This window comes from Halomonas sp. HNIBRBA4712, from assembly GCF_043558675.1.
GTDB lineage: Bacteria > Pseudomonadota > Gammaproteobacteria > Pseudomonadales > Halomonadaceae > Vreelandella.
Genome location: NZ_JBIFXR010000002.1, coordinates 292594 through 316512, shown reverse-complemented (window position 1 = coordinate 316512; position 23919 = coordinate 292594). Strand labels below are relative to the sequence as shown.

23 protein-coding genes and 1 tRNA gene are annotated in these 23919 nt (G+C 58.4%); 12 read left to right on the top strand and 12 right to left on the bottom strand.

Annotated features, from left to right (window positions below; translation table 11 throughout):
* Positions 1-23: 23 nt before the first annotated feature.
* The 3 genes from ACGK9R_RS05890 to gloB all read right to left on the bottom strand — a co-directional run bounded on the left by ACGK9R_RS05890 (position 24) and on the right by gloB (position 4030).
* The gene (locus ACGK9R_RS05890) at positions 24-1940 is read right to left on the bottom strand and encodes an extracellular solute-binding protein (protein ID WP_394579217.1); all 1917 of its coding nucleotides are present in this window, start codon (positions 1938-1940) and stop codon (positions 24-26) included.
* A 71-nt stretch (positions 1941-2011) separates the two neighbouring features.
* The gene (locus tag ACGK9R_RS05885) at positions 2012-3238 is read right to left on the bottom strand and encodes a transglycosylase SLT domain-containing protein (protein ID WP_394579210.1); all 1227 of its coding nucleotides are present in this window, start codon (positions 3236-3238) and stop codon (positions 2012-2014) included.
* 24 nt (positions 3239-3262) lie between these two features.
* Complete coding sequence (gene gloB / locus ACGK9R_RS05880; RefSeq protein WP_394579207.1) at positions 3263-4030, bottom strand: hydroxyacylglutathione hydrolase; 768 nt, start codon at positions 4028-4030, stop codon at positions 3263-3265.
* A 111-nt stretch (positions 4031-4141) separates the two neighbouring features.
* Here gloB and ACGK9R_RS05875 point away from each other — a divergent pair, with 111 nt between their 5' ends.
* The 4 genes from ACGK9R_RS05875 to nudC are packed head-to-tail and all read left to right on the top strand — an operon-like array spanning position 4142 to position 6918.
* Positions 4142-4933, top strand: coding sequence for a class I SAM-dependent methyltransferase (locus ACGK9R_RS05875; RefSeq protein ID WP_394579204.1), 792 nt, complete (start codon positions 4142-4144; stop codon positions 4931-4933).
* Complete coding sequence (gene rnhA, locus ACGK9R_RS05870) at positions 4930-5391, top strand: ribonuclease HI (RefSeq protein WP_394579201.1); 462 nt, start codon at positions 4930-4932, stop codon at positions 5389-5391. Before ACGK9R_RS05875 ends, rnhA begins: the two co-directional genes overlap by 4 nt.
* Positions 5391-6134 carry a DNA polymerase III subunit epsilon gene (gene dnaQ, locus ACGK9R_RS05865; RefSeq protein WP_394579198.1) on the top strand — a complete coding sequence of 248 codons (744 nt, stop codon included), beginning with the start codon at positions 5391-5393 and terminating at the stop codon, positions 6132-6134. Before rnhA ends, dnaQ begins: the two co-directional genes overlap by 1 nt.
* A complete protein-coding gene (gene nudC / locus ACGK9R_RS05860; protein WP_394579195.1) occupies positions 6127-6918 on the top strand; it encodes an NAD(+) diphosphatase in 792 nt (263 codons plus the stop codon). The genes dnaQ and nudC overlap by 8 nt, the downstream gene beginning before the upstream one ends.
* An 18-nt stretch (positions 6919-6936) precedes the next feature.
* On the opposite strand, the gene ACGK9R_RS05855 is transcribed toward nudC, so the two are convergent.
* Entirely contained in the window at positions 6937-7248 is a 312-nt protein-coding gene (locus ACGK9R_RS05855) for an SCP2 sterol-binding domain-containing protein (protein WP_394579192.1), read from the bottom strand.
* A 175-nt stretch (positions 7249-7423) separates the two neighbouring features.
* Here ACGK9R_RS05855 and sohB point away from each other — a divergent pair, with 175 nt between their 5' ends.
* On the top strand, positions 7424-8461 hold the full coding sequence (gene sohB / locus ACGK9R_RS05850; protein ID WP_394579189.1) for a protease SohB: 1038 nt from the start codon (positions 7424-7426) through the stop codon (positions 8459-8461).
* A 36-nt stretch (positions 8462-8497) separates the two neighbouring features.
* Here the strand turns inward: sohB and ACGK9R_RS05845 are convergent, their stop codons facing one another.
* Positions 8498-8818 carry an ArsR/SmtB family transcription factor gene (locus ACGK9R_RS05845; protein WP_394579186.1) on the bottom strand — a complete coding sequence of 107 codons (321 nt, stop codon included), beginning with the start codon at positions 8816-8818 and terminating at the stop codon, positions 8498-8500.
* Positions 8819-9150: 332 nt separating this feature from the next.
* Between ACGK9R_RS05845 and ACGK9R_RS05840 the strand changes: the two genes are divergently transcribed.
* The 3 genes from ACGK9R_RS05840 (at position 9151) to mobV (ending at position 14168) form a co-directional block, all read left to right on the top strand.
* A complete protein-coding gene (locus tag ACGK9R_RS05840) occupies positions 9151-11064 on the top strand; it encodes an AMP-binding protein (RefSeq protein WP_394579183.1) in 1914 nt (637 codons plus the stop codon).
* 410 nt (positions 11065-11474) lie between these two features.
* Entirely contained in the window at positions 11475-12986 is a 1512-nt protein-coding gene (locus ACGK9R_RS05835) for a tyrosine-type recombinase/integrase (RefSeq protein WP_394579180.1), read from the top strand.
* Between the two features lie 171 nt (positions 12987-13157).
* Complete coding sequence (gene mobV, locus ACGK9R_RS05830; protein WP_394579176.1) at positions 13158-14168, top strand: MobV family relaxase; 1011 nt, start codon at positions 13158-13160, stop codon at positions 14166-14168.
* A 16-nt stretch (positions 14169-14184) separates the two neighbouring features.
* Here mobV and ACGK9R_RS05825 read toward each other — a convergent pair whose 3' ends face one another.
* Entirely contained in the window at positions 14185-14364 is a 180-nt protein-coding gene (locus tag ACGK9R_RS05825; protein ID WP_394579173.1) for a hypothetical protein, read from the bottom strand.
* Between the two features lie 11 nt (positions 14365-14375).
* Positions 14376-14945, bottom strand: coding sequence for a hypothetical protein (locus tag ACGK9R_RS05820; protein WP_394579170.1), 570 nt, complete (start codon positions 14943-14945; stop codon positions 14376-14378).
* 388 nt (positions 14946-15333) lie between these two features.
* Between ACGK9R_RS05820 and ACGK9R_RS05815 the strand changes: the two genes are divergently transcribed.
* Positions 15334-15561 (top strand): hypothetical protein, encoded by a 228-nt coding sequence (locus tag ACGK9R_RS05815; protein ID WP_394579167.1) that lies wholly within the window; start codon positions 15334-15336, stop codon positions 15559-15561.
* On the opposite strand, the gene ACGK9R_RS05810 is transcribed toward ACGK9R_RS05815, so the two are convergent.
* Positions 15521-15611, bottom strand: a tRNA-Ser gene (locus tag ACGK9R_RS05810). The two genes, ACGK9R_RS05815 and ACGK9R_RS05810, sit on opposite strands and share 41 nt — an antisense overlap.
* Positions 15612-15668: 57 nt before the next feature.
* Positions 15669-17375 (bottom strand): potassium/proton antiporter, encoded by a 1707-nt coding sequence (locus ACGK9R_RS05805; RefSeq protein ID WP_394579164.1) that lies wholly within the window; start codon positions 17373-17375, stop codon positions 15669-15671.
* A 145-nt stretch (positions 17376-17520) separates the two neighbouring features.
* Here ACGK9R_RS05805 and ACGK9R_RS05800 point away from each other — a divergent pair, with 145 nt between their 5' ends.
* Together ACGK9R_RS05800 and ACGK9R_RS05795 are read left to right on the top strand one after the other, a co-directional pair.
* Entirely contained in the window at positions 17521-18738 is a 1218-nt protein-coding gene (locus ACGK9R_RS05800; protein ID WP_394579161.1) for an ABC transporter substrate-binding protein, read from the top strand.
* A 19-nt stretch (positions 18739-18757) separates the two neighbouring features.
* Positions 18758-20143, top strand: coding sequence for an exonuclease domain-containing protein (locus ACGK9R_RS05795; protein ID WP_394579158.1), 1386 nt, complete (start codon positions 18758-18760; stop codon positions 20141-20143).
* Between the two features lie 12 nt (positions 20144-20155).
* On the opposite strand, the gene ACGK9R_RS05790 is transcribed toward ACGK9R_RS05795, so the two are convergent.
* The 3 genes from ACGK9R_RS05790 to ACGK9R_RS05780 form a co-directional block, all read right to left on the bottom strand.
* A complete protein-coding gene (locus ACGK9R_RS05790; RefSeq protein ID WP_394579155.1) occupies positions 20156-20965 on the bottom strand; it encodes an alpha/beta fold hydrolase in 810 nt (269 codons plus the stop codon).
* A gap of 41 nt (positions 20966-21006) precedes the next feature.
* Positions 21007-21675: a 7-cyano-7-deazaguanine/7-aminomethyl-7-deazaguanine transporter gene (locus ACGK9R_RS05785; protein ID WP_394579152.1), complete on the bottom strand. Its 669-nt coding sequence runs from the start codon at positions 21673-21675 to the stop codon at positions 21007-21009.
* Positions 21676-21787: 112 nt separating this feature from the next.
* Positions 21788-23476: an alpha/beta hydrolase gene (locus tag ACGK9R_RS05780; protein ID WP_394579149.1), complete on the bottom strand. Its 1689-nt coding sequence runs from the start codon at positions 23474-23476 to the stop codon at positions 21788-21790.
* 186 nt (positions 23477-23662) lie between these two features.
* Between ACGK9R_RS05780 and ACGK9R_RS05775 the strand changes: the two genes are divergently transcribed.
* Positions 23663-23905 (top strand): hypothetical protein, encoded by a 243-nt coding sequence (locus ACGK9R_RS05775; protein ID WP_394579146.1) that lies wholly within the window; start codon positions 23663-23665, stop codon positions 23903-23905.
* Positions 23906-23919: the final 14 nt, after the last annotated feature.

Sequence of the window (23919 nt, the reverse complement as noted above, 5' to 3'; positions counted from 1 at the left end):
CTCCTGGAATGATCGACGATGCCTTAGCGGCGGCGCTCTAGCTCGGCGGCGCGGTCGCTATCGACCCACCAGGCGTCGAGGTCCATGGCGTAGTCGGGAAACGGCTCCGGATAGCCGAACTTGTCCCACACCGCGATGCGCGTCTCCCCGGAGTAGTAGTGGGGAATGGCGTAGAAACCCCAGCGCAGCACCCGGTCCAGCGCTTTGGTCGCGGTATCGAGCTCCTCGCGGTTGGAGGCCGAGATGATGTGCTCGATCAGATCGTCCACCGCCGGGTGGGCCAGCGCCATGCGGTTGCGGCTTTGCGGCGCTTTGGCAGCGGCGCTCGACCAGTAGTCGCGCTGCTCGTTGCCGGGGTTGTTCGACTGCGGGTAGTGGCTGATGACGATATCGTAGTCGTAGTCGCGCACCCGATTGAGGTACTGGTTGATATCGACGATGCGCATCGAGGTTTCGATGCCGAGCCTCGCCATGTTTCTGAGCATCGGCTGGACTACCCGCTCGAGCGCGGCGTCGTACATCAGGACCTCGAGGCGTAGCGGCTGGCCGGTCTCGCCGTGAATCAGCGTGCCATCGACCACCTCGTAGCCGGCGTCGCGTAAAAGCGTGAGCGCCCGGCGCAGGCGTTCGCGAAGCGCGGTAGGCTCGTCCATCGGCAGCGGCTCGGTAAACAGGCGCTCGGAACCGTGAGAGGCCAAAAGCTCCTCGCGGTGCGGCTCCAAAAGCGCAAGCTCGGCCTCCGAGGGCGGGCCGACGGCCTCCATTTCCGAATCCTGAAAGTAGCTTTCGGTGCGCTGGTAGGCGTTGTAGAAGATATTGGTGTTGAGCCAGGGAAAGTCGAAGGTAAGCGCCAGCGCCTCGCGCACCCGCGGGTCCTGAAACTGGGGTTTGTTCAGGTTGAAGACGAAGGCCTGCATCATCGCCGGATTGACGTCCGGCACGGTGATGCGCTTGATCAAGCCCTCCCGGTAGGCGGGAAAATCGTAGCCGATCGCCCAGGTGGCGGCGCGCGCGTCTTCACGAAAATCGACCAGCCCGGCCTTGAACGCCTCCCAGGCGATATCGCGGTCGCGGTAGTAGTCGTAGACCACTCGGTCGATATTGAAGCGGCCGATATTGACCGGTAGATCCTTGCCCCAGTAGTTCTCGTCGCGCTCGAAGACGATACGCCGGCCCGGGTCGACCTCGCCGATACGGTAAGGCCCGGAGCCCGGGTGAGCGGCCAGCGTGGGCGAGGTAAAATCCCGCGGCTCCCAGTAGTGGCGCGGCAGTATCGGCAGCTGCGCCACGATCAAGGGCAGCTCGCGCGAGGTGGTGTCGCTGAACTCGAAGCGCACCTGATGCTCGCTCTGGGCGATAACATTGGACACCCCGGCGTAGTAACTGGCGAAAAACGGGCTGCCTTCTTCGCGCAGTAGATCGAAGGTAAACACCACGTCGTAGGCGGTGACCGGCTCGCCATCCTGAAAGCGCGCTTCCGGGCGCAGATCGAACTCGATCCATTCGCGCTCCGGGTCCAGGCGCACGCCTTCGGCTAAAAGGCCGTAGAGGCTGAAAGGCTCGTTCGGATTACTCGCCATCAGGGTGTCGTAGATATTGCTGCTGACGCCGGTGGCCGGGGTGCCGCGGATGATGAACGGGTTGGTCGAATCGAAGCTCGAACCCACCGCGGTATGCACGATGGTGCCGCCCTTGGGCGCGGCGGGGTTCACGTGGGGGAAGTAGGCAAAATTATCGGGAAGCTCGGGGCTATCGTAAAGCGATAGCGCGTGGACGGTTTCGACCATGGCGCTTGCGGGTTCTTCGAGCAGCGCCTGGGGCGTGTGTTCATCGCTTGCCAGAGCCGGCAGCGCCAGCGCCAGCGCGCTCGCGCCCGCCAGCAGCAGTGCAGACAGCGTGTTGGCGCGCAGGGTCTTGACGAAGGGCACACCTCTTGGCATCGAAGGATCCTGTCGTGGCGAGTCGTGGCAAAAACCGAGCGACACCCGGAGCGGCCAGGTATCGCTTGAGCCTAGCGGGCCGACAGCGCCAGCATCTGGCCGGGTTGAATCGCGCTTGGTTGCTCAAGCGCATTCCAGCGAATTAGATCGCGTGGGTCAAGATTATAGCGCGCGGCAATGGCGGAAAGACTATCGCCGCTTTCAACGCGGTGCATCGAAGGTGTCTGGTTCGAAGCCAGCGTTGCCGCGGCGCTATCCTGCTGCGATAGCTCGGCGATCAGTGCGGTATCGGCGCCTTCCGGCACCAGCAGCGTCTGTGCACTGCGCGGCCCGGCTTGCGCTGCCAGCAGTCCCGGGTTGAGCTCGGCCAGGCTCTGCTGGCTAACATCAAGAAGCGCCGAGGCTTCGGCGAGGCTCAGCGGTTGGGCCAGCTGCACCCTGGCAAACGCTGGCGAGGCCTGAATCTCGGGAAGCTGAACGCCGTAGCGCTCCGGGTTTTGGACGATGGTAGAGATCGCCTTGAGCTTGGGCACGTATTGAAGTGTCTCGGCGGGCAAGCTGAGATCCCAGTAACTGCCGCCGAGCCCCTGGCTCTGAGCGCGGCGCACCGCCTTGTTCACGGTGCCGGCGCCGGCGTTGTAGGCGGCGAGCGAAAGCATCATGTCGCCCTGATACCACTGCTCGGCCTGGGATTCGAGGTAGTCGAGCGCGGCTTCGGTCGAGGTGAGAACATCCAGACGGCCATCGTAGCGGCTGTTGCGCATCAACCCCAGGGCGTCGCCGGTACGCGGCATGAACTGCCAGAGCCCCGCCGCGCCAAGATGACTTTTAGCGTGCGGGTCGAAGGAGCTCTCGACGAAGGGAATCAGCGCAAGCTCGCCGGGCAAGCCACGCTCACTGACGCGTTCGGCGATGAAGGCAAGCCAGGGCGTGGCGCGCTCGATGATTTCGACGATATTCTCCGGGCGCGAGCGGTAGTAGTCGATCCACTCGTCGACCCGCGCCTGGGCGTCGGGGCGAAGGGGCTTGTCCTGCCACTTGAAGGACTCGCGCAGCACCTTCCAGACGCTTTGCGGCTCGAGGGTCAAGGAGTCCCAGAAGTGAGCGTGGTAAGCGTCGAGCCTTGGCGCCTGAGGATGGTAGTCATCGGCGATGGATGCCTGGACCGGCTGCGCGATGAAACCGCCTGGGCGGGCGGCGGAGGCCTCGCAATTGGCTGCGGCGGAGAGTAAAAGGCCCATACAGAGAGTGCTTCCAGCGCTGAACAGAAAACGCTGGCGTAACGTTTGATAAGTCATGGCGTATCTTGATTGGTAACGGCGTTAGAAACGGTTTTTCCACTCGCGCAACGTGGTGAACGTTGCCAGGTCGTCACCATTCGGGCCTTGTTCACCCGCGGCTCGGCGCACGCTGTCGGTGGCCACGCGAAGATAAGGGTTGATGGCGAGCTCGCGCCCAATGGTGCTGGGAAGGGTGGGGCGATCCATCGCGCGCGCTTTGTCGCACTCGTCCTGAGCGCTTTCGACCGTCGTGTTGTCCGGGTCGGCGGCCCGGGCGAAGACAAGATTCGCCTTCGTATACTCGTGGCCGGCGAACACCAGAGTGTCCTCGGGCAGCGCTGCCAGGGCGTTGAGCGACTCGAGCATCTGCGCCGGCTCGCCTTCGAACAACCTCCCGCAGCCAGCGCAGAACAGCGTATCACCGCAAAACAGCAGTGCTGGAATGCCGGCGGCGAAGTAGCTCAGGTGATCTAGGGTGTGGCCGGGCGTGGCAATGATGTCGAAAAGCCGGCCCATGACGCGAATCTCATCGCCGTGGCGCACGGTTTCATCGATACCCTCGATGGCCGGGTTGTCCGGGCCGATGACGTGAGCGCCGTAGCGCTTCTTGAGCTCCTTTACTCCGCCCACGTGATCCTGGTGGTGGTGGGTAATCAGAATGGTGGTTAGCGTCAGGCTTTCACGCTCGAGAAGTTCGATGACCGGCGCGGCTTCACCGGGGTCCACGACGCACACGTTCGAGCTGGTATCCTGTCTTAGCAACCAAATATAGTTGTCGCTAAGGGCGGGAATCGGTGTCACGCTCATCATCGGCGAGATCCTTTAACGTTCTTAACGCTACTGCGTGTACCTGCCGCGTCAACCACGAACCACGCGCGTAGCCGTGCAAAAAAGTCGCTACTTTGGAGGGAAGCGCGTTTCATGTCAAATTCGACCATGGCTGGTGAGCTCGCCAGGCGACTGACCCAGAGCCAGGCCTATTGGCAAAGCCGCGCCGGGCGCTCGCTCTGGGACGTCCAGCGCGCATGCCTTGGCCCGGTAGTGGAAAGCCGCCCTGGCCGGCACTGTCTCGAGATGAGCATGGCACGCTCGCTGATGTCGCATTCGAGTATACCGCACCGCATTCGCTGGGCGCCGACCCCGGCGCTTGCCGACTCGCCCTCGACGCTGGTCTGCCCACCGGAGCGCTTAGCGCTGCCGGACTGCTCGATGGATACCGTGGTCATTCATCACTGGCTCGAACAGCTGCCGGACGCCCACTTTACGCTCAAGGAGGCCGCACGGGTGACCAACGACCACGGCGTTCTGGTGCTGTTCGGTTTCAACACGCTGAGCTCGAGCGCTCTTTTCAAGCGCGGCCGCCGCGAGCAGACGGCGTTTCCCTTTAACGGCGCCTGGCTTGGGGTGAACCGGCTGCGCGACTGGCTGGCATTTGTCGATTTCGAGGTGGCACGCGTAGACTACTGCTGCTTTCGCGCCCGCATGAGCGGCGCCTGCGGCGAGCGCTGGGAGGCCTTCGGCCGACGTCATAACCTGCCCCTGGGCCAGAGCTACATGATTCAGGCGCAAAGACGCAAGCGCGGTGCACCGATCGAGCGCGTCAAGTTCAAGCTACCGGTCAAGGCGCCGACGACGCTTGGCGCTACCCGCCATGGGGCGCGCTTTTGCGAGTCGAGCGATGCGACCTCGCCCATTACCAAGGATCGTCAGTGACACAGCAGGAGAGTAAGCCCCACGTCGTGGTCTATACCGACGGCGCCTGCCGCGGAAACCCGGGCCCGGGAGGCTGGGGCGTGGTGTTGGCAAGCGGCCCCCACGAGAAAACCCTGAAAGGCTTCGAGGCCCAAACCACCAATAACCGGATGGAGCTGATGGCCGCGATCATGGCGCTTCGCGCGCTGACCAAATCGTGTCAGGTCGAGCTCTGGACCGACTCCCAGTACGTGCGCCAGGGCATTACCCAGTGGATTCACAACTGGATCAAGCGCGGCTGGCAAACGGCTGCCAAACAGCCGGTCAAGAACGCCGAGCTTTGGAAGATACTGCTGGAAGAGACGAAGCGCCATCGGGTCGAGTGGCACTGGGTGAAGGGCCATAGCGGCCACCCGGGCAATGAAAAGGCCGATACGCTGGCCAATGAAGCGATCGACGAGCAACACAGGAGTACGTAATGCGCCAGGTCATTCTCGATACCGAAACCACCGGTATCGAAACCCGCGACGGTCACCGCATGGTCGAAATCGGCGCCGTCGAAATCATCAACCGCCGCTTTACCGGGCGTACCTATCACCAGTACATCAACCCCGAGCGCCACATCGATGACGAAGTCGTGGCGATTCACGGGATCGACGATGCGCGAGTGGCCAACGAACCGGTGTTCGCCGAGATCGCCGACGCCTTCTGGGCGTTCATCGACGGCGCGGAGCTTGTGATTCACAACGCCCCCTTCGACGTCGGCTTCATCGATTTTGAGCTGAACCTGGCCAATCAGCGCCGCCAGGGGCCGCGGCTTGGCCCGGTGCGCGATCACTGCCGCGTGCTCGACACGCTCGCCATGGCGCGTCAGATGCATCCGGGGCAGCGCAATACGCTGGACGCGCTGTGCAAGCGTTACGACATCGACAACGGTCACCGCGTGCTGCATGGCGCCCTGCTGGACGCCGAGATTCTCGCCGACGTCTACTTGGCCATGACCGGTGGGCAGACCGCGTTGACCCTCGACGCCAACGCCGGGGCCGCCTCCGAGCGCGAGGAGAAAAGCGAGGCAAGCGAAGGCCTCTCCATTCAGCGCCTGACGCTTGCGCCCGGCGCGCTCAGGGTGGTTCGCCCAAGTGACGACGAGGAAGCAGCGCACCAGGCCAAGTGCCGCGCCCACGGGCTTGGCTGGGCGCAGGGCGGCGCTTTCGATGCTTAAACGTCAGATCCCGCGCGAGGCGAGCGAAGGCCGGGTAATCCGCCTGGCGAAAGGGCGGCTGGCGCCGGGGCTTGCGAGCCCGGACGGCGCGCCGACGCCGCTGCTGGCTTTCCAACCCTGGACCGAGGCCATGCAGCCGCTTTGCTACTGGGGTGATGAACCGGTGGCGCTCTGTATCGAACAGCAGCCGGAAGAGAGCTGGCTCGACGGCCGTCAGTGGCTTTCGCACCTGCCCGAGAGCTGGTTCAGCCTGCTTTCGACAGCGCTACAGGTCGGCGCCTGGCTTGAGAATCACCGCTTTTGCGGGCGCTGCGGCGCCAGGGCGACGCGGCTCGGCGCGGAGTTCGCAATGCACTGCGACGCCTGCGGCCACCGCAACTATCCGCGCATTTCGCCCTGTATCATTACGCTAGTCACCCGCGGCGAGGCGATGCTTTTGGCGCGCAGCCCGCGCTTTCCGCCCGGGCGCTACTCAACCCTTGCCGGTTTCATCGAGCCTGGCGAGTCGGCGGAAGAGGCGGTGCACCGCGAAATCTTCGAAGAAGTAGGGGTTTATGTCGATCAGCTGCGCTACCACAAGAGCCAGGCGTGGCCGTTTCCGCACTCGTTGATGCTGGGCTATTTCGCCGAGGCGACCACGCGGCGCATTCGGATCGACGGGGTCGAGATCAGCGACGCGGCGTGGTTTTCGCCGCGTAAACTGCCTGCGCTTCCGCCGGCCTTTTCGATTTCCCGCGAGCTGATCGAGACCCATCTGGCGCGAGTGCGCCAGAGGCAGGAGTAGGACGTATTTGCCCGAAAGTTATTTTCCCGGAAAGAGGCTCGTGAGCTTGGTCGCCAGCATCACATTGCCCGTGGCTTTGAGTTTGCCGCTCATGAAGGCGGTCATGCCGTTGATCTCACCGCTCATGATGCCGCGCAGGGTCTCGGTGCTGGTGGAGATCGTGACCGACGGGTCGTCGTGCTCGCCTTCATGAATACCCAGGGTGCCATCTTGAACGTGCAGGTAGTGGCTCTGCTCGTCAGAGAAATGGAACTGGAAAATCTCATCCATTCCCTTGGCGGCTTCCGGGTCGAAGCGCGATTCGAGCTTTTCAAACGTGGTCGAGGACATCGAAGGTTCCTGTAACGTGACGGTGCAAAATTGTGGCGAAATGTCGGCGGCGCCGAGCGATAATAGTAGCGTCAGCCCAGAGCCTATTTAAAACAGCTGTTTTAATCAAGCCGGCGTTCAAGGCGCCCTCGGTCGGCTCGACCAGGGCAACAGCAATGCGCAAAGGAGCGTGCACATGAATGAATGGATGGCGGCAATCGGCACCTTCCTGGTTCAAGGCGTGATCGTCACCGTACTCATCGTGGTGGCGGGGCTTTTGCTAATGCGCGGTAAGCGCGGCGAGCGCAGCCTGACACTGCATGTAGAGTCGCTCAACGAACAGCGCCGCGCGCGCCACCGGCGCTTGACCCTGGGCGCCACCGCCCGAGGCGCGCGCAAGAAGCTGATCAAGCACCTGCGCCGCGAAGAGAAGGCGCGCCAGAAGCGCGACAAAAAACGTGGCGAGGCAAGCGAGGGGCGGCTTTGGGTGCTCGATTTCCACGGCGACATCAAGGCCTCACGCACCGCGCAGTTCGCTCAGGAGGTGTCGGCGGTGATCGACGTGGCGCACCCGGATGACGAAGTGGTGGTGCGGCTTGAGTCCGGCGGTGGGCTGGTCCACGCCTACGGGCTCGCCTCGGCGGAGCTCGATCGGCTGCGCGAGGCGGGGCTGACGACCACGGTGTGTATCGACAAGGTCGCCGCCAGCGGCGGTTACATGATGGCCTGCACCGCCCACCACATCAAGGCCGCCCCCTTTGCCGTGATTGGTTCGATCGGCGTGGTGGCCCAGGTGCCGAACATCCATCGGCTGTTGAAGCGTAACGACGTCGACGTCGAAATGCTGACCGCCGGGCGCTACAAGCGCACGCTAACGGTGCTGGGCGAAAATACCGAAGAGGGGCGGGCAAAGTTCATCGACGATCTCGAGAATACCCATCGGCTATTCAAGACCTACGTTGCGCGTCATCGCCCGGAGATGGATATCGAACGCCTGGCGACCGGTGAAATCTGGTACGGCAGCGAAGCACTCGACGAGCGGCTGGTGGACAGCATCGGCACCAGCGAGGCGTACCTGGTCGAACGAATGAAAAGCGTCGAGGCGTTCAGCGTCAGGCTCGAGCCGCCGAAAACCGTGGGCCGGCGCGTGAGCGTGGCGCTCGCCTCCGGCGTCGAGCAGGCCGTGACCAAAGCGCTAGGGGCGCTCGAAGCCACCGGCTGGCAGCGCCGTTAGACCTGGTCTTGATCTGTTTTCATGACTCACGCGACTTCAGGCCGCGTAGTGAAGTGCCAGCGCCGCCAGGACGGCTCTGGCGCTTTCGCTTTTGAGCGAGTAATAAATGGTTTGCGACTCGCGACGGGTCATGACCAGTTCGTCACGGCGTAAAATCGCCAGGTGTTGCGATAGCGCCGACTGACTCAGCGCCAGCTGCCGATTGATCTGGGTGACCGAAAGCTCTGCCTCGGCCAGCAGGCAAAGTATCTGCAGGCGTTTCGCGTTAGCGAGCGCCTTGAGCAGTAGCGTGCCCGCTTCCAACGCCTGGCCGTTGTGCTCGAGTAAACGAGCTGCGGCGTTCGGGTGAGTAGCCATGGGTTTCTCCTTGCCGCAAGCGAGGCCGGGTTATTGTTGTACGCGGTCGCAGTCGCTCATCGGGCGGCAGATAGCGTTGATGAAGAGTCAAACAATACGGTTCTATACGTTGAAATTTTGTTGATCAATCTTCTTTAATTTAGCGATGCTTGTCCAAGGTCCGGTTTAACGATCAGTCAATGGTTAAGCGAGGTTAATTTGTCGACAACAACGGCTTGCACGGGGTCGATGATTTTTGAAATTAGCCGTTGGTGTAACGGTCGAACCGCGCTTTTATGGTTAGAGTGTCAACAATAGAGGTCAATCGCTAACACAATAAAGACAAGGTGGCCATGAACCGTTATCGCGCTATTTATCCGCCCTCCATCGAGTCGCCGGAAACGTTCTGGGCCGAGCAGGCCCATCGCCTTCCCTGGTATCGTTTCCCAACCACCATTTTGAGCTGGGACGATCAGCGCCACGCCCAGTGGTACGAGGATGGCACGATCAATCTTTGCCACGCCACTCTCGACTTCCACGTAGCCGAGGGGCGCGGCGAACAGCCCGCCTTCTTCTGGGATTCTCCGGTCACCGATTCAAAACAAACGCTCACTTACCGAACACTTCGCGACCGCGTGGCCCACGTTGCCGGCGGGCTTGAAAACCTTGGCGTGGTCAAGGGCGACCGGGTGGTGATCTACATGCCGATGGTGCCGGAAGCGGCGATCGCGATGCTCGCCTGCGCGCGCATCGGGGCGATCCATTCGGTGGTGTTCGGCGGTTTCGCCCCGCACGAGCTGGCGCTTCGCATCGAGGATGCCGAGCCTCGGGTCGTCATCGCCGCCTCCTGCGGGGTTGAGGTCGACACCGTACTGCCCTACAAGCCCATCGTCGACCAGGCGATCGCCGAAAGCCGCTTCAAGCCGGAGGCGGTGGTCATCTTTCAGCGCGACGCCGCGCGGGCTACGCTCGCAAGCGGCGAGCACGACTGGCAAACTCTCGAGCAGAGCGGGCGTTTCGCCGAGTGTGCCGAGCTCGAAGCGACCCATCCGCTCTACATTCTTTATACCTCGGGCACGACCGGCAAGCCCAAGGGCGTGGTGCGCGACACCGGCGGCTACGCCGTGGCGCTCGCCTACTCGATGGAGGCAGTGTACGACCTGGCGCCGGGGGAGGTGATCTTCACCGCTTCGGACGTGGGCTGGGTGGTGGGCCACTCCTATATCGTTTATGGACCGCTGTTGCGAGGCTGTACCAGCGTAATGTACGAGGGCAAGCCGGTCAGAACGCCGGATGCCGGCAGCTTTTGGCGGCTCATCGAGGAGTACGGGGTCAAGAGCTTCTTCACCGCGCCCACCGCCTTTCGGGCGATCAAGAAAGAGGACCCGGAAGCGCTCAGGCTACGCGACTATACGCTCGATCGCCTCGAGTACGTATTCGTGGCCGGCGAGCGGCTCGACCCGCCCACCTTCCACTGGCTGAGCGACGCGCTCGACGTGCCGGTGATCGATCACTGGTGGCAAACCGAGACCGGCTGGCCGATCGCCGCCAACCCGGCGGGGATCGAGTTGGCCCCCGCCAAAGCCGGCTCGGCCACTTGGCCGGTGCCCGGCTTCAACGTCGAAGTCATCGATCGCGAAGGCGAGCGCGCCGCGCCGCTTCATGAAGGCAGCGTGGTGATCAAACAGCCGCTGCCGCCCGGGTGTCTGAGCGGTATCTGGCGCGACCCTCAGCGTTTTCACAGCGCCTACATGGCGGCATTTCCCGGCTACTATCTGACCGGCGACGGCGGCTACTTCGACGAAGATGGTTATCTCTTCATCATGGGGCGCACCGATGACGTGATCAACGTGGCCGGCCACCGGCTTTCGACCGGCGAAATGGAAGGCGTGCTGGGCGGCCACCCGGCGGTGGCCGAGTGTGCGGTGATCGGGATTCACGATGAGCTCAAAGGCCAGCTCCCCATCGGCTTGGTGATTCCCAAGGATGGCTTCGACGGCGACGAGGCCGGGCTCGAAGCCGAGCTCATCCAACGCGTGCGCGAGGCGATCGGCCCGGTGGCCGCGTTCAAGCAAGTGCTGATCGTCAGCCGCCTGCCCAAGACCCGCTCCGGTAAGATCCTGCGCAAACTGCTGCGTACCCTGGCCGACGGCAAGCCTTTTACCGTGCCCTCGACCATCGACGATCCCACGAGCCTCGAAGACGTGCAGAGCGCAATGCAGGAGCGCCAGGTAGGAAGTATCGAGCAGGCAAAGCGGCAGGAGTAGCGCGAACAGCGCCGAATAATGCACCAGGGAAGTTTACTGCTTATGGCTAACCTTGATGAAAACCACTGCCACGGCAACGACATAAGAGCAGGGTGATGCTGGTGATATGACTGATCCGACTCATTGGTGGGGGAGGCGCCCTTTTCATGGCGTATCTCCTGACTTGATGTATCTACCTTAGCGTATTCAAAGCCGTATTGGTAAGCGCTACAAGGAAGAAAAAGATGGGAAGTTGGTTAAAAGAGGCGCCCAAACGAAAAAGGGAACCAGCCGTTAAGCTGATTCCCTGGTATAAGTGGCGGAGGGACAGGGACCTTCCGGTTCGTCGTTTAAGCTGTTGTAATGCTTGATATACGGCGGTTTTCTGTTAATTTGGGACAAGTTTTTGGGACAAATTGGCGGGATTCTAAATGGCTGACAATCTGGTTTTGAAGGGTTCAACTTGGCATGTCCGTCTCGAATTACCGGCTGATGTTCGACATGCTTTTGGAAATCGTAGCAAGCTAACAAAATCGTTAAAAACGGGTAATAAAGCAGAAGCTCATATAAGAAAGCTTCGCATTCTTGCTGAATGGAAGTCTGTTATAAGCAAAGCACGGAATGGAATAAGCGATAATGATTTTGAGAATGAGTTGCATCTTCAGAAGCAGGCCAGTGAAGCTCTCGCAGGTTTTTTTGAATCGACATTATTGAAACACATTCGTCAAGAAAAAATATTCACAAAAGAGAATGCTCTTAGTTTTATTAAGATTTTTCACTCAGATATTCCTGTGATCTTTAAAAATGATCCAGAACAAGCAAGATTATGGAAGCTCAAATTTTATGAAATGGGTAGTCGATTTTACGAATATCAAACTGAAAAAAATACAGATTTAGTCGCTGACTTTTTAAAGGCAACAGAAGAGTTTTTGATAATTAAAAATAAATTTTTTTCAAAGCAAGCAGGTTTTAGTGAAACCCAAGCAGAACAGATTACTAACGTTTTTACAACACCTTCCTCTTACTCCCCAAAGTCACCATTTACACCGCAACGACTTGAAGCTTTTGCAAAACATCAAGTAGAAATTAAGGGGCTGGCGCAGAAAACCGTAGACGCTTTTGTATCTAAGCTTAAAGTCCTAAAAAATTATCTTGAAAGCGATAGTCTTGAATTATCGTTCGAGAGTTACCAACAATTTTTAGATAGTTTGAATGTCAGCACAAAGACAAAGAAAAACCATATTCATGCGGGCTCAAGTTTTCACAAATGGTCAAGCAAGTATGATTCAGACTACAAGAGCCGATACGACACAAGAGACAACCCTTTCCTCGGCCATGAGTTGCCAAATGATAAGAAGAAAGGCAAGAAAAAGGAAGAGAAGCGACTAGCTTTCAAAGCCGAAGAAGTGAAAAAGCTGTATGAGTTCGCTATATCTAAGCGAAAGCATCAAGTCGCTTATGCGGTAAAAATAGCGGGTTTAACGGGGTGTCGTATCGAAGAGGTATGTAGGCTCACAAAAAACCACATCGTCGCTGAGAACGGCATTCAGAGCTTATATATTGAGGAGGGCAAGACAGATGCTAGCATTAGAAAGATACCCCTGCATTCGAGTTTAAAACCACTTATCGACCAGTTGGTAAAAAATGCCGATGCAGATGGTTTTTTGATACACACCTCTGGCGGTAATAAATACGGTATTCGCTCTGACTCGATTAGCAAAGCTTTCGGTCGTATAAAGAAAGAGCTGGGCTATGATGCTCGCTATGTGTTTCATAGCATTCGCAAGACAGTCATAACTTCATTACAGCATAACGACGTTAAGCCATTAGTGATCGCTTCTATTGTTGGTCACGAAACTGGCACTGTAACTTTTGACATATATAGTGATGGTGCAAGTGCGAAGCAGAAGTTAGACGCAATAAAAACGTTGCAAAGCATTTAGTTATGTAACTGTGTTATAATGTTGTTGCACCCGTCAGGGTGGACTCACTCCACCCTTACGGGTCGCACTACGTGCGGTGAGCTTCTAGCAGAGCTAGAAGAAGGCGAGAAAAGGACTTTCTCGCAGGTTGCTACGCAACCAAAAAAACAATAACAACAAGGAGTGTTTAAAATGGATAAAAAATATGCAATTTTGAGAACAGAGAAAATCAAAAGCTTTCAGGCATCAGGCGGGTCTGGGAGGCACAATCTCAGAATTGACCAACCCGCTAACGCAGATCCTAAACGCGCTCATCTGAACAGATTCCTCGTAACGCCGCCTAATCGAAATCTTAATGCGGGCATAAGGGCTAGACTGGATGAGTGTGGAATCGAACCCAAATGGTATGGAAACAACCATAAAAATAATTCAGTAATTGCAGTTGAAGTTTTTATGGGAGTCAGCCCCGAGTTTTTCCATGATAAGTCGCAAAGCTTTAAAGACAGGTGGGTTAATAAAAATCAGGAATGGTTAGAAAATAAATTTGGAAGAGAAAATATAGTTTCTCTGATTCTACATGAAGATGAAACAACTACTCATTTGCAAGCTCATATAGTGCCTATCACACCAGACGGCAGGCTGTCTGCAAAAGATTTGATTGGTGGTCACAAGAGCAGGCATTCGATGCTTCAAACAGAATATCACAAAGCTGTTGAAGGATTTGGATTAGAAAGAGGCGAAAAAAATACGAAGCGAGAACACGTTCCTCTTGAGCACTGGTACAAGTCGCAAAATGCTGCATTAAGACGCAGAACAAAAAGACCTGAAATCTCAGACCCACCCCTGTTTGGAAGGAAAGGTTGGCTAAACAAAGAAAGGCAGAAAATGAACGCATATTTTAAAAAGCATGAAGCATGGCGAGCTGATTACATGACTATGCTTAATGATCCTAATATCAGAAATGTAGCAAAAGCTCGATACGAAAGAGATAAAGCTACTGAGCAAACTGAGAAGCTTTCAAATATGTGCAACAAGCTTTTAGAGCAAAAATCGAAAATAGACACAGAATATGAAAGATACAAAGAAGTAACTCAAAAAGAACTCTCTGCTCAAAAAGAAACCAATCAGCGATTAATCGAGAAGAACAGGAAATTGAGAAAAGAACTTGAAAAAAAGAATATTAAAAATTTTAGCCATAGATAAGTCTAAAAAAGGGGGGTTATTCACCCCTTATGTTAAGTATTTCTTCTTTCAATAACTCATTCTTGCTTTCAAGAATTGCTTGCTTGTTGTAATACACGAAGCTGTTTCCTTCTTCTTTTAACACAACACCATCTTCAATAACTTGTGTTAGATCTTTTGTGTTTTCATTGAATAAATCGCAGAGCATGTTTTTCATATAATTCTCCTTTAAGCTACTGCTGTAAGTTTTGTTTCAAAGGGCGTTCCCGCGAATTCCTCTTTGAGTTCTTTCATTAGATTGTAATGGGTGATTGCTTTACCACGCCATAATATAAACGGTGATACTCGCACTTTTTCAAGTGCATGTCCTGATTTTGTGAAGCTGATTATATTTAATTCTTTAAGCTTTCTAAAAGCCCTTGAAACTTCTGCGTTATCTAAACATAGTTCGTCAGCTATTGCTTTTTGGGTCTTTTTTACTTTGTCCATATCGACTTTATTATTGTAGTCGATATGCTCGATAAAGTAGTATAAAACAGCGTTGTCAGTATTGTTTAACAACTTCGCTTTCAATGATTTTATTTCTTTTTCTATGCTCGCAATAGTGTCGGTGTTAGAAACTTCTTTTTTGTTTTCTCTGAGTTGCTTTATTTTTCTTCTGATTGTTGTTTCATATTGTCGTAATCTCATAACATACCCCTCTTTATCAAAACTAAAAAAAGCGAACTTTTGAAATCCGACCTTAACTTTAAAGTCTTGTTTTTGATCTTTTTTAGTTTTTGTGTTATTATTATCCATAGGCTTAGTCTCCTGTCGATTGATTAAGTTCTTCACTTCAAGGCACTTGCCCGAGTGCCTTTATTATTTATTTATTATAACATACTTTGGATATTATTTCATTAAGTTTGGATATTATCCAAACTATTATTTTCATTTTCACAGCACTTTTGCGTATAAATTAACTTTTATTTTTTTTTGCTTATAGAGTATTAATCAGAGCATTGTCGCTTTGTTAAAAACACAGCATTTTTTTATTGAAAACGACATTGAGCACGCTACCGCGTGCGATTCTTTGTTTTCGACTTACCGCGCTGGCGCGCTCTCGCTCGCTACGCTCACTCACAGTTATTGAGAGAGGAAGTATTTAGTTTCGTCTTGCTTTGTTAGTTGTCGCTTAACGAGAGCAATGCTTCTAGAAGCTCCTGTAAGCTGTTCTGAGCGTTTTTTGAAGCTATGGCAGGCGGATGGTGGGGGACAGCCTTTAAAATGGCTTAAAACCGCTTTAATGGGGTATGGTTTTGGGACAAAATATTGGGACAAATCGAAAAACAAAAAGCCCCGTAATCGCTTGATTTACGGGGCTTTTTTAAAAATGGCGGAGGGACAGGGATTCGAACCCTGGATAGGCTATTAACCTATGCCGGTTTTCAAGACCGGTGCATTCAACCGCTCTGCCATCCCTCCGGCTTATGGGTGCGTATACTACCACCTTTCCCTTGGAAGTCAACGCCTTTGGTCAAATTAGTAGAGCCGCAGGCCGACGCGGGTGATCGTGCCGCGCTCCATCTCGCTGACCACCCAGTGAATGCCATGCCAGTCGACGTCGTCGCCGACTACCGGGTGCCCGCCCACGCGCAGCGAAATGAACTCGCTCAGACTCATCTCCTGCTCGCCGGGGCTTAGTGTCAAGCCATATGCCTCGGCGATATCCTGCATGTAGGCGGTGCCATCGAGAATGAAGGTACCGAAGAAGGCGCGCTCCTGCTTGAGCCTGGCGTCGCCATTGAACAGCCGGTTGAGTGCGACCAGATCCTCGGAGCGGCCGATCACACAGATGACGTCGTCGAGCTTTAGCCGCGTGTTGCCCTTGGGATGGAGCATGACGTGATTACGAAACAGCGCCGAGATCAGCGCCCCGGAGGGGAAGCGTAAAAGGCGAATCGGCACGTCTTCCAGGTCCTGGTTTTCGACCACGTAGACGAACATCTCGAAGTCGTTTTCCGGCAGGATACCGAGCGGCCCGCGCCGGTTGGGCGTGGTGCCGGCGGGTACCTCGATCTTGAGCCAGCGCGCCATCAGGGTAAGCGAGCCGCCCTGGATCAGAAGCGACATCAGCACCACAGCGAAGGCGACATTGAAGTAGAGCGAGGCGTTTTCCACACCGCCAATCACTGGAAAGATCGCCAGCACGATCGGTACCGCGCCGCGAAGCCCCACCCAAGCAATAAAGAAGGTTTCGCGCCAGCGAAAGCGGAAAAACGGCTTGATGGTGATGAACACCGCCAGCGGCCTGGCGATGAAGATCAGTGCCAGCGCCACCAGCCCCGCGGGCAGGATCACCTCCATCAGCTGGCTGGGCGTGACCAGAAGGCCCAGCACCAGAAACAGCCCGATCTGGCTCAGCCAGGCCAGCCCATCGTGCACCGGCAGGATGAAGTTCAAGTGCCGCCCGGGCTGGTTACCGATCATCAGGCCCGCCAGGTAGATCGCCAGAAAGCCGCTGCCGCCGAGTACGCTCGTGAGCCCGAAGACGCTGAAACCCAGCGCCAACGCGAGCATGGCGTAAAGCCCCGGTGCCAGGTCGAGCCAGCGCAGAAGCTTCGCGGAAACCCAGCCGCCGCCCAGGCCGACGATCAGACCGATACCAAACTGTGAGATAAAGAACAGCAGCGTATCGGTGGCGCCGCCGATGTCGCCTACCAGCAGCTCGACCAGCATCAGCGTCAGGAAAATCGCCATCGGGTCGTTGGTGCCGGACTCGATCTCGAGCGTGGCGCTAACCCGCTCGTTGAGATTCACGCCGCGCCCGCTGAGCATCGAGAAGACCGCCGCCGCGTCGGTAGAGCCGACGATCGCGCCGACCAGCAGCCCCTGTACGAGGGTGAGGTCGAACACCCACATGGCGATTAGCCCGACGATGGCGCTGGTGATGAAGACCCCGGCGGTCGCCAGCGACAGCGCGGGCTTGAAGCCTACCCGGAAGGTCTTGAGACGAGTACGTAGTCCGCCATCGAGCAGGATCATTGCAAGTGCCAAGTGGCCGATGGTGAACGCCATGGTGTAGTCATCGAACACCACGCCGAGCACGCCTTCTTCGCCAGCCAGCATCCCCAGGCCCAGAAAGATCAGCAAAAGCGGGACACCGAACATCGAAGAGAGCCGGCTTGCCAGAATGCTCAGCGTCATGAGAATGCCGCCGATCAAGAAAAAGGTATACAGTGCGTCCATGTCTCTCCGTCTCTGCGTCAATGCCGCTCTATTATTGCACGACGCCCACCATTTTACCGCGCCGTTTGCTGTGTTCCGCCCCCGGGGCTGGTCATGGTCACCGGCCACCCGCTACACTCCGCGTTCTTGATTCGGGAGTGAAGCGATGCTGCACCTGACTACCGGCAGGCGAAATCGTTTGTTTCTCGCGTGTACGCTGTGCCTGCTGTGCTGGAGTGCTCAGGCAAGTGCCAGCGAGCCCAGTCCTGAGCCCGAGGTGCCTGGGCTCGAAAGCGACGTGGTGCTACCCCCAGGGCTTTGGGACGACAGCGATGACTCCGCAGCGGGCTCAGAGGTGAGTGAGCTGGAGGCAAGCGGACTAGAAACGAACGAAGAGCCTCAAGCCGAGAGCCTCGACGATGACGTCGTCGCGCCGGCACCCTCCACCGCGCTTGCGATTCCACCGCCGCTCGACCCGCCGCCTTTGACCGAGGTATCGGTGATGCTCGACTGGTACCTGAGCCCCCAGCACGCGGCGCTGTTGATCGCCGACGAGCGCGAGCTGTTCGAAGAGCAGGGCCTTACGCTCGACCTGCAGAGCCCGGCGGACCCGGACGTGGCGCTCAAGCTGCTGGTCGCCGAGGAAGTCGATCTGGCGCTGACCCGCGAGCCGGTCCTGCACCTTCAGGTACATGCCGGCGAGCCGCTGGTGCGCGTGGGTACGCTCATCGAGACGCCGCTGAATGCGGTGGTCGTGACCCGCCAGGCGGCCGAGCAGGAGGACATCGCAGCACTTGCCGGGCTCGACTACGGCTTTTCCACCCTTGAGGGGAAGGAGATCGTGGCCGAGCGGCTGATTCCCCAGTCGCTGCGCCAGACTGACAGTTTCAAGGCGCCGGTCAACGTTCACTTCGATGCCGTAGCGGCGGTGGTTGGCGGCGAGGCTCAAGTGATCGCCGACGGCTTCTATACCACACTTCCGCAACAGCTGGCCCCTGAAGGGGTAGATAGCCGGGTCATTCACTACGAGACGATCGACATTCCACGCCACGACGGACTGATTGTGGTGGCCAACAGCCATTCGCTGGCCTCGAAAGGCCCGATCTGGGCGCGGTTTTTGACCGCCGTCGAGCAGGCGAGCCACTGGATGATCGAAAACCCGGAGGCGGCCTGGGCGCTGTTGGTCGAGCATCATCCGATCCTCGACAACCCGGCCAACGAGGCAAGCTGGGAGGCGCTCTTGAGGCGGCTTTCTCTCAGCCCGGCGGCGGTGAATACGCGCCGCTACCAGGCGTTCGAGGCCTACCTTGCCAAGCGTGGCATCATCGAGGCGCCGCTGCCGGTCTCCAGACTTGCGATCGACCCCCATACGCTGACGCCGTGAATCCAGTGAACGGAGTGACATGAGCGAACCCGCCCTGACGTTTATCGATGTCGAAACCACCGGCACCCGCGCCACCCGCGATCGCATTACCGAAATCGCCGCGCTGAAGGTGCTCGATGGTCAGGTCGTCGACCGCTGGGTCACCCTGATCAACCCGGGCGTCGGTATCCCGCCGTTCATTTCCCAGCTCACCGGCATTCACGATGACATGGTGAGCGATGCGCCCCGTTTCGAGACGGTCGCCGAGGCGTTGAAGACGTGGTTGGGCGACAGCTGGCTGGTAGCGCACAACGCTCGCTTCGATGCGAGCTTTCTGCGCAACGCCTTCAAGCGCGCAGGGCTGGACTACCGCCCCAACGTGCTGTGTACGCTGCGCATTTCGCGCCGTCTCGAGCCTCAGGAGCACCAGCACAACCTGAAGGCCCTGCTGGCGCGCTTCGATATTACGGTGGCCCGCGCGCACCGCGCCGAAGACGATGCCGAGGCGCTTTGGCAGCTGTGGCAGAGCTGGCAGCGGCGCTTTCCCACCGAGCGGTGGCAGGAGGCCACCGAGCTGGAGAAGCGCCATCGCAGCCTGCCTGCGCACCTGGATAGCGAGGTGCTGGCGGGGCTTCCCGCCGCTCCGGGGGTGTATCTGTTTTATGGCCATAACCGGCTGCCGCTCTACGTGGGCAAGAGCGTCAATCTCAAAAGCCGGGTGAAGGGGCATTTTCAGCGCGATCATCAGGACGACAAGGCGATGCGCATGCTCCAGCAGATTCAACACATCGAGTGGGAGGAGACCGCCGGTGACCTGGGCGCGCAGCTTCGCGAGGCGCAGCTGATCAAGGAGATGATGCCGATCATGAATCGCCAGCTCCGCCGCCAGGGGGGGCTCAAGACCTGGTTCTGGGCCGACGGCGAGCGCTCGCCCACGCTTGCCGGTAGCGCCGTGCTAATCAGTACCGCGCCAGGTCAGCGCTTTGGGCTCTTTCGCCACGCCCGCGAGGCCAAGCAGGCGCTCAAGAGTGTGATCGAGGAACACAGGCTTTGCCCCCAGGTGATTGGGCTCGAGAAGGGGCGGGGGCGCTGTTTTGCCCGGCAGTTGGGCAAATGTGCTGGCGCTTGCTGCGGCGAGGAGACACTCCAGGAACACACCGCTCGGGCTCAGCAGGCGCTTTCCCGGCTAGAGGTCAGCACCTGGCCCTGGCCCGGGCGTATCGTGATACGGGAAAAGAGCGCCCGGCCGCGGCGAAGCGCTTTTCATGTGGTGGATCGCTGGTGCTATCTGGGCAGTGCCAAAACGCTTGTGGCCGCCAAAAAGCTCGGGTGTCAGGCGGTGCAGTTCGATGTCGATACCTACCGCATACTCAACCGCTTTTTGCAGGACCCCGCGGCGCACGGACTCAGCGTGACGCCGCTATGAGTACTGGCGCTTTTACGCCTCCTGCGCCTCGATGAAGGCGGCGACCGCCTCCTGAAACGCTTCGGGCTGGTCCGCATGAAGCCAGTGCCCGGCGTTCTTGAGTGTCACCAGGCGCGCTCTGGGCAGTATCTTCTTGAGCTCGGGCAGATGCTCGTCGCTTACGTAATGCGAGTCGGCCCCGCGCAGCACCAGCGTCGGGCCGTCGAAGGGGGCGTCTCCTGCGGGCAGGCCGATGATCGAGGCGTAGCCGTCTCGAATCTCGTCGAGTCCGACGCGCAGACGCATGGTTTTATCGTCGCCGCGCACCAGATTGGTGGCCAGAAACAGCCGAGTCGGGCGGGCGCTGACGTGCTCGGCCATGAGCGCGTCGGCGCTCTTGCGATCCGTCGGTTTGGCCTCACGCACCGCCTCCAGGGCGGCGAACACGTCGTCGTGGCCGTGTTCGTAGCGTACCGGGGCGATATCGCCCACGATCAGCGAGGCCGTGCGCTGCGGCGCTAGCCGCGCCAGGCTGATCGCCACCTTACCGCCCATCGAATGCCCGAGAACGTGCGCGCGCTCGATGCCAACACGCTCCATCAGCGCAGTCACGTCACCGGCAAGCGTCGCGTACTCCATCCCCTCAGCGTGGGGCGAGCGGCCGTGGTTACGCAAATCCACGGCCAGCACGCGCCGAGTTTGCTGCCATTTCTTGAGCTGCGAACGCCAGTTGTCGGCGCTGCCCAGCAGGCCGTGCAGAACAATCAGCGGCGTGCGAGCGCTATCCGCGCTCTCGTCGAAGGCATCGATGAAGTGAAGATCAACCGGAGATGCGCGGCTCATTGAGACTCCTTGAGGGTCAGGCGCGGGTGAATGGCGCGAAATCAGGCGGTACGCGGGGCGCGGTCGTGCTGGCCGGTCCAGGTCATAAGTCGCCGGGTCAGCCAGGCAAGCAGCAGTCCGTAAAGCGGCAGGAAGAACAGCAGGCTGATGGCCAGCTTGATGGCGTAATCCACCGCGGCGATCTCGACCCAGTGGGCGGCCATGAACGGGTCCGGACTATTGTAGAAAGCAGTAAAGAAAAAGGCGAACGTATCGGCCAGGTTGCCCAGCACCGTTGAGCAGACCGGCGCCACCCACCAGGCAAGGCGGCGCAGGCGATCGAAGACCTGAACGTCGAGCAGTTGACCTAGAAAGTAGGCGAGAAAACTGGCCAGCGCGATGCGCGCAACGAAAGTGTTCCACTCGCCCAATGCCGTGATGTCGGCAAAGCTGCCATGGGGGAAGATGACCGACACCACGTAGGAGATCATTAGCGCCGGAAACATCACCCGCAGGATGATCGCCCGCGCCGGCCCCTTGCCGAACAGGCGAACCGTCAGGTCGGTGGCCAGAAAGATGAACGGGAAGCTGAAGGCGCCCCAGGTGGTATGAAAGCCGAAAAGCTGGAAGGGGAGCTGTACCAGATAGTTGCTGGCGGCGATGACGGCGATATGAAACGCCACCATGAGCGTCAGGCAGCGGCGATGTTGAGTGTCGGTCAGTGCGAACATGCAAAGAGGCCTTTTTGAGTGTACGAGGGGTTAGGGAACCCTCCTTCTGGCGCAAGCGCCGGGGCCGGGCATTATACGCGCTCCTGCGCGCAAGAAAAGAGAAGGGTCGGACTCACGTATCCGGCGCCATTTGACGGGCGTCGATGAAAAGCCGCTTCAGGCGCTCGATCTCCTCGTCGCTCCAGCCGTCGGGTTCGACCAGCGCCCGCCAGGCGTCGATGTAGTGCTCGGCGGCGAGTTCGTGGCCGTGCCCCGGCGGGGCGCCGCCGGTGGCCAGGTCGGCCAATAGCTGAAGCATCGTAACGACCGGGTACCAGCGCAGCGCCGGGGAGACGTCTGGTCCTCTGGGCGAGCGCATCCACGCCGGCTCACGCCAGAAGGCGGCGGGGTCGAAAAAGACGATCGGGTCGCTGGCATACTGTAGAAAAACGATGCGAAAGTCGCCCCAGTCGCGTGGGTATCCTGCGTAGCCGTCACGCTGGTTCATGAAGCGAATAACGCTGCCACCGCGAAAGGTGGGCAGCCATGCCGGCGAGCCCGGGTCGCGGCCTGCCGTGGCGCTGCGCCAGGTATCGCTGCGAAAGGGTGGGCCCGCCCAAAGCGCACCGTCGAACGGATCTTCGATGATGTCGTAAAAATCAAAGGAGCGGTCGGAGTTGAGCGCACCAAGACTAAGGCCGAACAGGTAAAGCGCCGGGCGCTCGTTATCCGCCAGGTTGCTCCAGTAGCGGTAGATGGCGATGAATAGCGCCCGCGCGCTCTCCACCCCGTACTCGCCTTCGGCAATCAACGACAGGTGGCTGGGCAGGTAGGAGTACTGGGCGGCCACGGTGGCGATGTCGCCGCGTGCCAGGTATTCGATGGTGTTCTGCGCGCCCGGGTCGATCCAGCCGCGCCCGGTAGGCGTGGCAAGTACCAGTATCGAGCGCTCGAAGCCGCCTGCGCGCACGAGTTCCGCCAGCGCGAGCTCGGCGCGCTGTTGAGGTGTATCTGCGGCGTTCAAGCCGACATAAACGCGCAGCGGGTCGATCGCGGGCTCACCCAGAAACGCGCCGATCTGTTCACCGCTCGGCCCCTGGGTGACAAAACGCCGCCCGCGGCTACCCAGCGCCTCCCAACTGATCAGCGACGCTTCGCTGCCGGCGCGGCCAAGGTCATCGGGTGGGGCCAGGTCGTCCTGCATGAAATCGTCGAGCTGCGCGTAGGTGCGATCCGCCACTCTCAACGCGGATGAAAGTGCTACACCTTCGATCAAAAGCCAGAACAGGGCCAGTGCGGCGATGCTACCCACCACAACCGCCAGCCGCCTGGGTAGAAAGGAGAAAACCCGGTTAGCAAGAAGCCGATAGGTGCGCCTGAACGCTCCCGCCAAAAGGGTGAAACCCGCGAATAGAGCGAGCGTAATAGCGGCGATGCTGATGCCCCGCGTGCCGTGGGCAGGCTCCATTCCCATAAGCAAGCGAATGCTGTTTTGCCAGCCGGACGCCTGCCATAGAAACAGCGCAGCCAGCAGGGTACAGGTGAGTGCCGCGATCGCGGTGATGGCACGCCGGGCAATGCCGCGCGGCTCGGGCAATCGAAGGTAATGCCACAGCCCGCCTAGCGATACGCCGATTGCATAGCCGGCGCTAAAGCATAGCCCTGAGACCACGCCCTGGGCCAAAAGCGGACGCGGCACAAGACTCGGCGTTAACGAAAGCGCGAAAAAGAGCGTCCCCAGGACGAGTCCCACGCTTGAGAAATGGCCCAGGTTAAGGCGACCGGGTGACAGATAACGCCGTCCATGGTGCAACCGCTGCATTTATGTCCTATAGGTTGAAGTCGGAAGGGGATTTATTAAACTCAGAAGGTAGAGTAACTAATACAGGAGTAAGCAGTCGCGCAACACCCTCAATGACCGTAGAGCAAGCGTTGAAAGTGGATCAAGGAACCTGGAGGCACACCCCGTGTTCTACAGGAGCAGGTGTTTAGGAAAGGAGAAGCTTAAATGAGTCATCGAGAAAAGTGCGCCAAGTGTGGCCAGGAATATGACCCTTCAAAGGATGAAGGAAACCCTGAAAATCCGGAAAACTGCGATACCTGTGGCGCTGATATCAAGCCAGAACAGCGTAGGGGAAAACATCACCACTCGAGCTTTTTGGTGGATGACGAAGACTCCGAAGAGGGTCAACACAGCCTTGAGAAAACGCTGCGAGAAGCGTCTCACAAAGCCGATACGCACGACCGGTAATCCATTCAAAACGG

Bases quoted from the DNA above. Each gene is read 5' to 3' on its own strand.
- ACGK9R_RS05840 (WP_394579183.1), top strand. From the start codon at position 9,151: ATGAACCGTTATCGCGCTATTTATCCGCCCTCCATCGAGTCGCCGGAA.
- ACGK9R_RS05805 (WP_394579164.1), bottom strand. From the start codon at position 17,375: ATGGACGCACTGTATACCTTTTTCTTGATCGGCGGCATTCTCATGACG.
- ACGK9R_RS05855 (WP_394579192.1), bottom strand. From the start codon at position 7,248: ATGTCCTCGACCACGTTTGAAAAGCTCGAATCGCGCTTCGACCCGGAA.
- ACGK9R_RS05825 (WP_394579173.1), bottom strand. From the start codon at position 14,364: ATGAAAAACATGCTCTGCGATTTATTCAATGAAAACACAAAAGATCTA.
- ACGK9R_RS05885 (WP_394579210.1), bottom strand. From the start codon at position 3,238: ATGACTTATCAAACGTTACGCCAGCGTTTTCTGTTCAGCGCTGGAAGC.
- ACGK9R_RS05845 (WP_394579186.1), bottom strand. From the start codon at position 8,818: ATGGCTACTCACCCGAACGCCGCAGCTCGTTTACTCGAGCACAACGGC.
- ACGK9R_RS05875 (WP_394579204.1), top strand. From the start codon at position 4,142: ATGTCAAATTCGACCATGGCTGGTGAGCTCGCCAGGCGACTGACCCAG.
- mobV (WP_394579176.1), top strand. From the start codon at position 13,158: ATGGATAAAAAATATGCAATTTTGAGAACAGAGAAAATCAAAAGCTTT.
- ACGK9R_RS05785 (WP_394579152.1), bottom strand. From the start codon at position 21,675: ATGTTCGCACTGACCGACACTCAACATCGCCGCTGCCTGACGCTCATG.
- nudC (WP_394579195.1), top strand. From the start codon at position 6,127: ATGCTTAAACGTCAGATCCCGCGCGAGGCGAGCGAAGGCCGGGTAATC.
- ACGK9R_RS05790 (WP_394579155.1), bottom strand. From the start codon at position 20,965: ATGAGCCGCGCATCTCCGGTTGATCTTCACTTCATCGATGCCTTCGAC.
- ACGK9R_RS05835 (WP_394579180.1), top strand. From the start codon at position 11,475: ATGGCTGACAATCTGGTTTTGAAGGGTTCAACTTGGCATGTCCGTCTC.
- ACGK9R_RS05890 (WP_394579217.1), bottom strand. From the start codon at position 1,940: ATGCCAAGAGGTGTGCCCTTCGTCAAGACCCTGCGCGCCAACACGCTG.
- dnaQ (WP_394579198.1), top strand. From the start codon at position 5,391: ATGCGCCAGGTCATTCTCGATACCGAAACCACCGGTATCGAAACCCGC.
- ACGK9R_RS05815 (WP_394579167.1), top strand. From the start codon at position 15,334: ATGCTTCTAGAAGCTCCTGTAAGCTGTTCTGAGCGTTTTTTGAAGCTA.
- ACGK9R_RS05800 (WP_394579161.1), top strand. From the start codon at position 17,521: ATGCTGCACCTGACTACCGGCAGGCGAAATCGTTTGTTTCTCGCGTGT.
- ACGK9R_RS05780 (WP_394579149.1), bottom strand. From the start codon at position 23,476: ATGCAGCGGTTGCACCATGGACGGCGTTATCTGTCACCCGGTCGCCTT.
- ACGK9R_RS05775 (WP_394579146.1), top strand. From the start codon at position 23,663: ATGAGTCATCGAGAAAAGTGCGCCAAGTGTGGCCAGGAATATGACCCT.
- sohB (WP_394579189.1), top strand. From the start codon at position 7,424: ATGAATGAATGGATGGCGGCAATCGGCACCTTCCTGGTTCAAGGCGTG.
- ACGK9R_RS05820 (WP_394579170.1), bottom strand. From the start codon at position 14,945: ATGGATAATAATAACACAAAAACTAAAAAAGATCAAAAACAAGACTTT.
- gloB (WP_394579207.1), bottom strand. From the start codon at position 4,030: ATGATGAGCGTGACACCGATTCCCGCCCTTAGCGACAACTATATTTGG.
- ACGK9R_RS05795 (WP_394579158.1), top strand. From the start codon at position 18,758: ATGAGCGAACCCGCCCTGACGTTTATCGATGTCGAAACCACCGGCACC.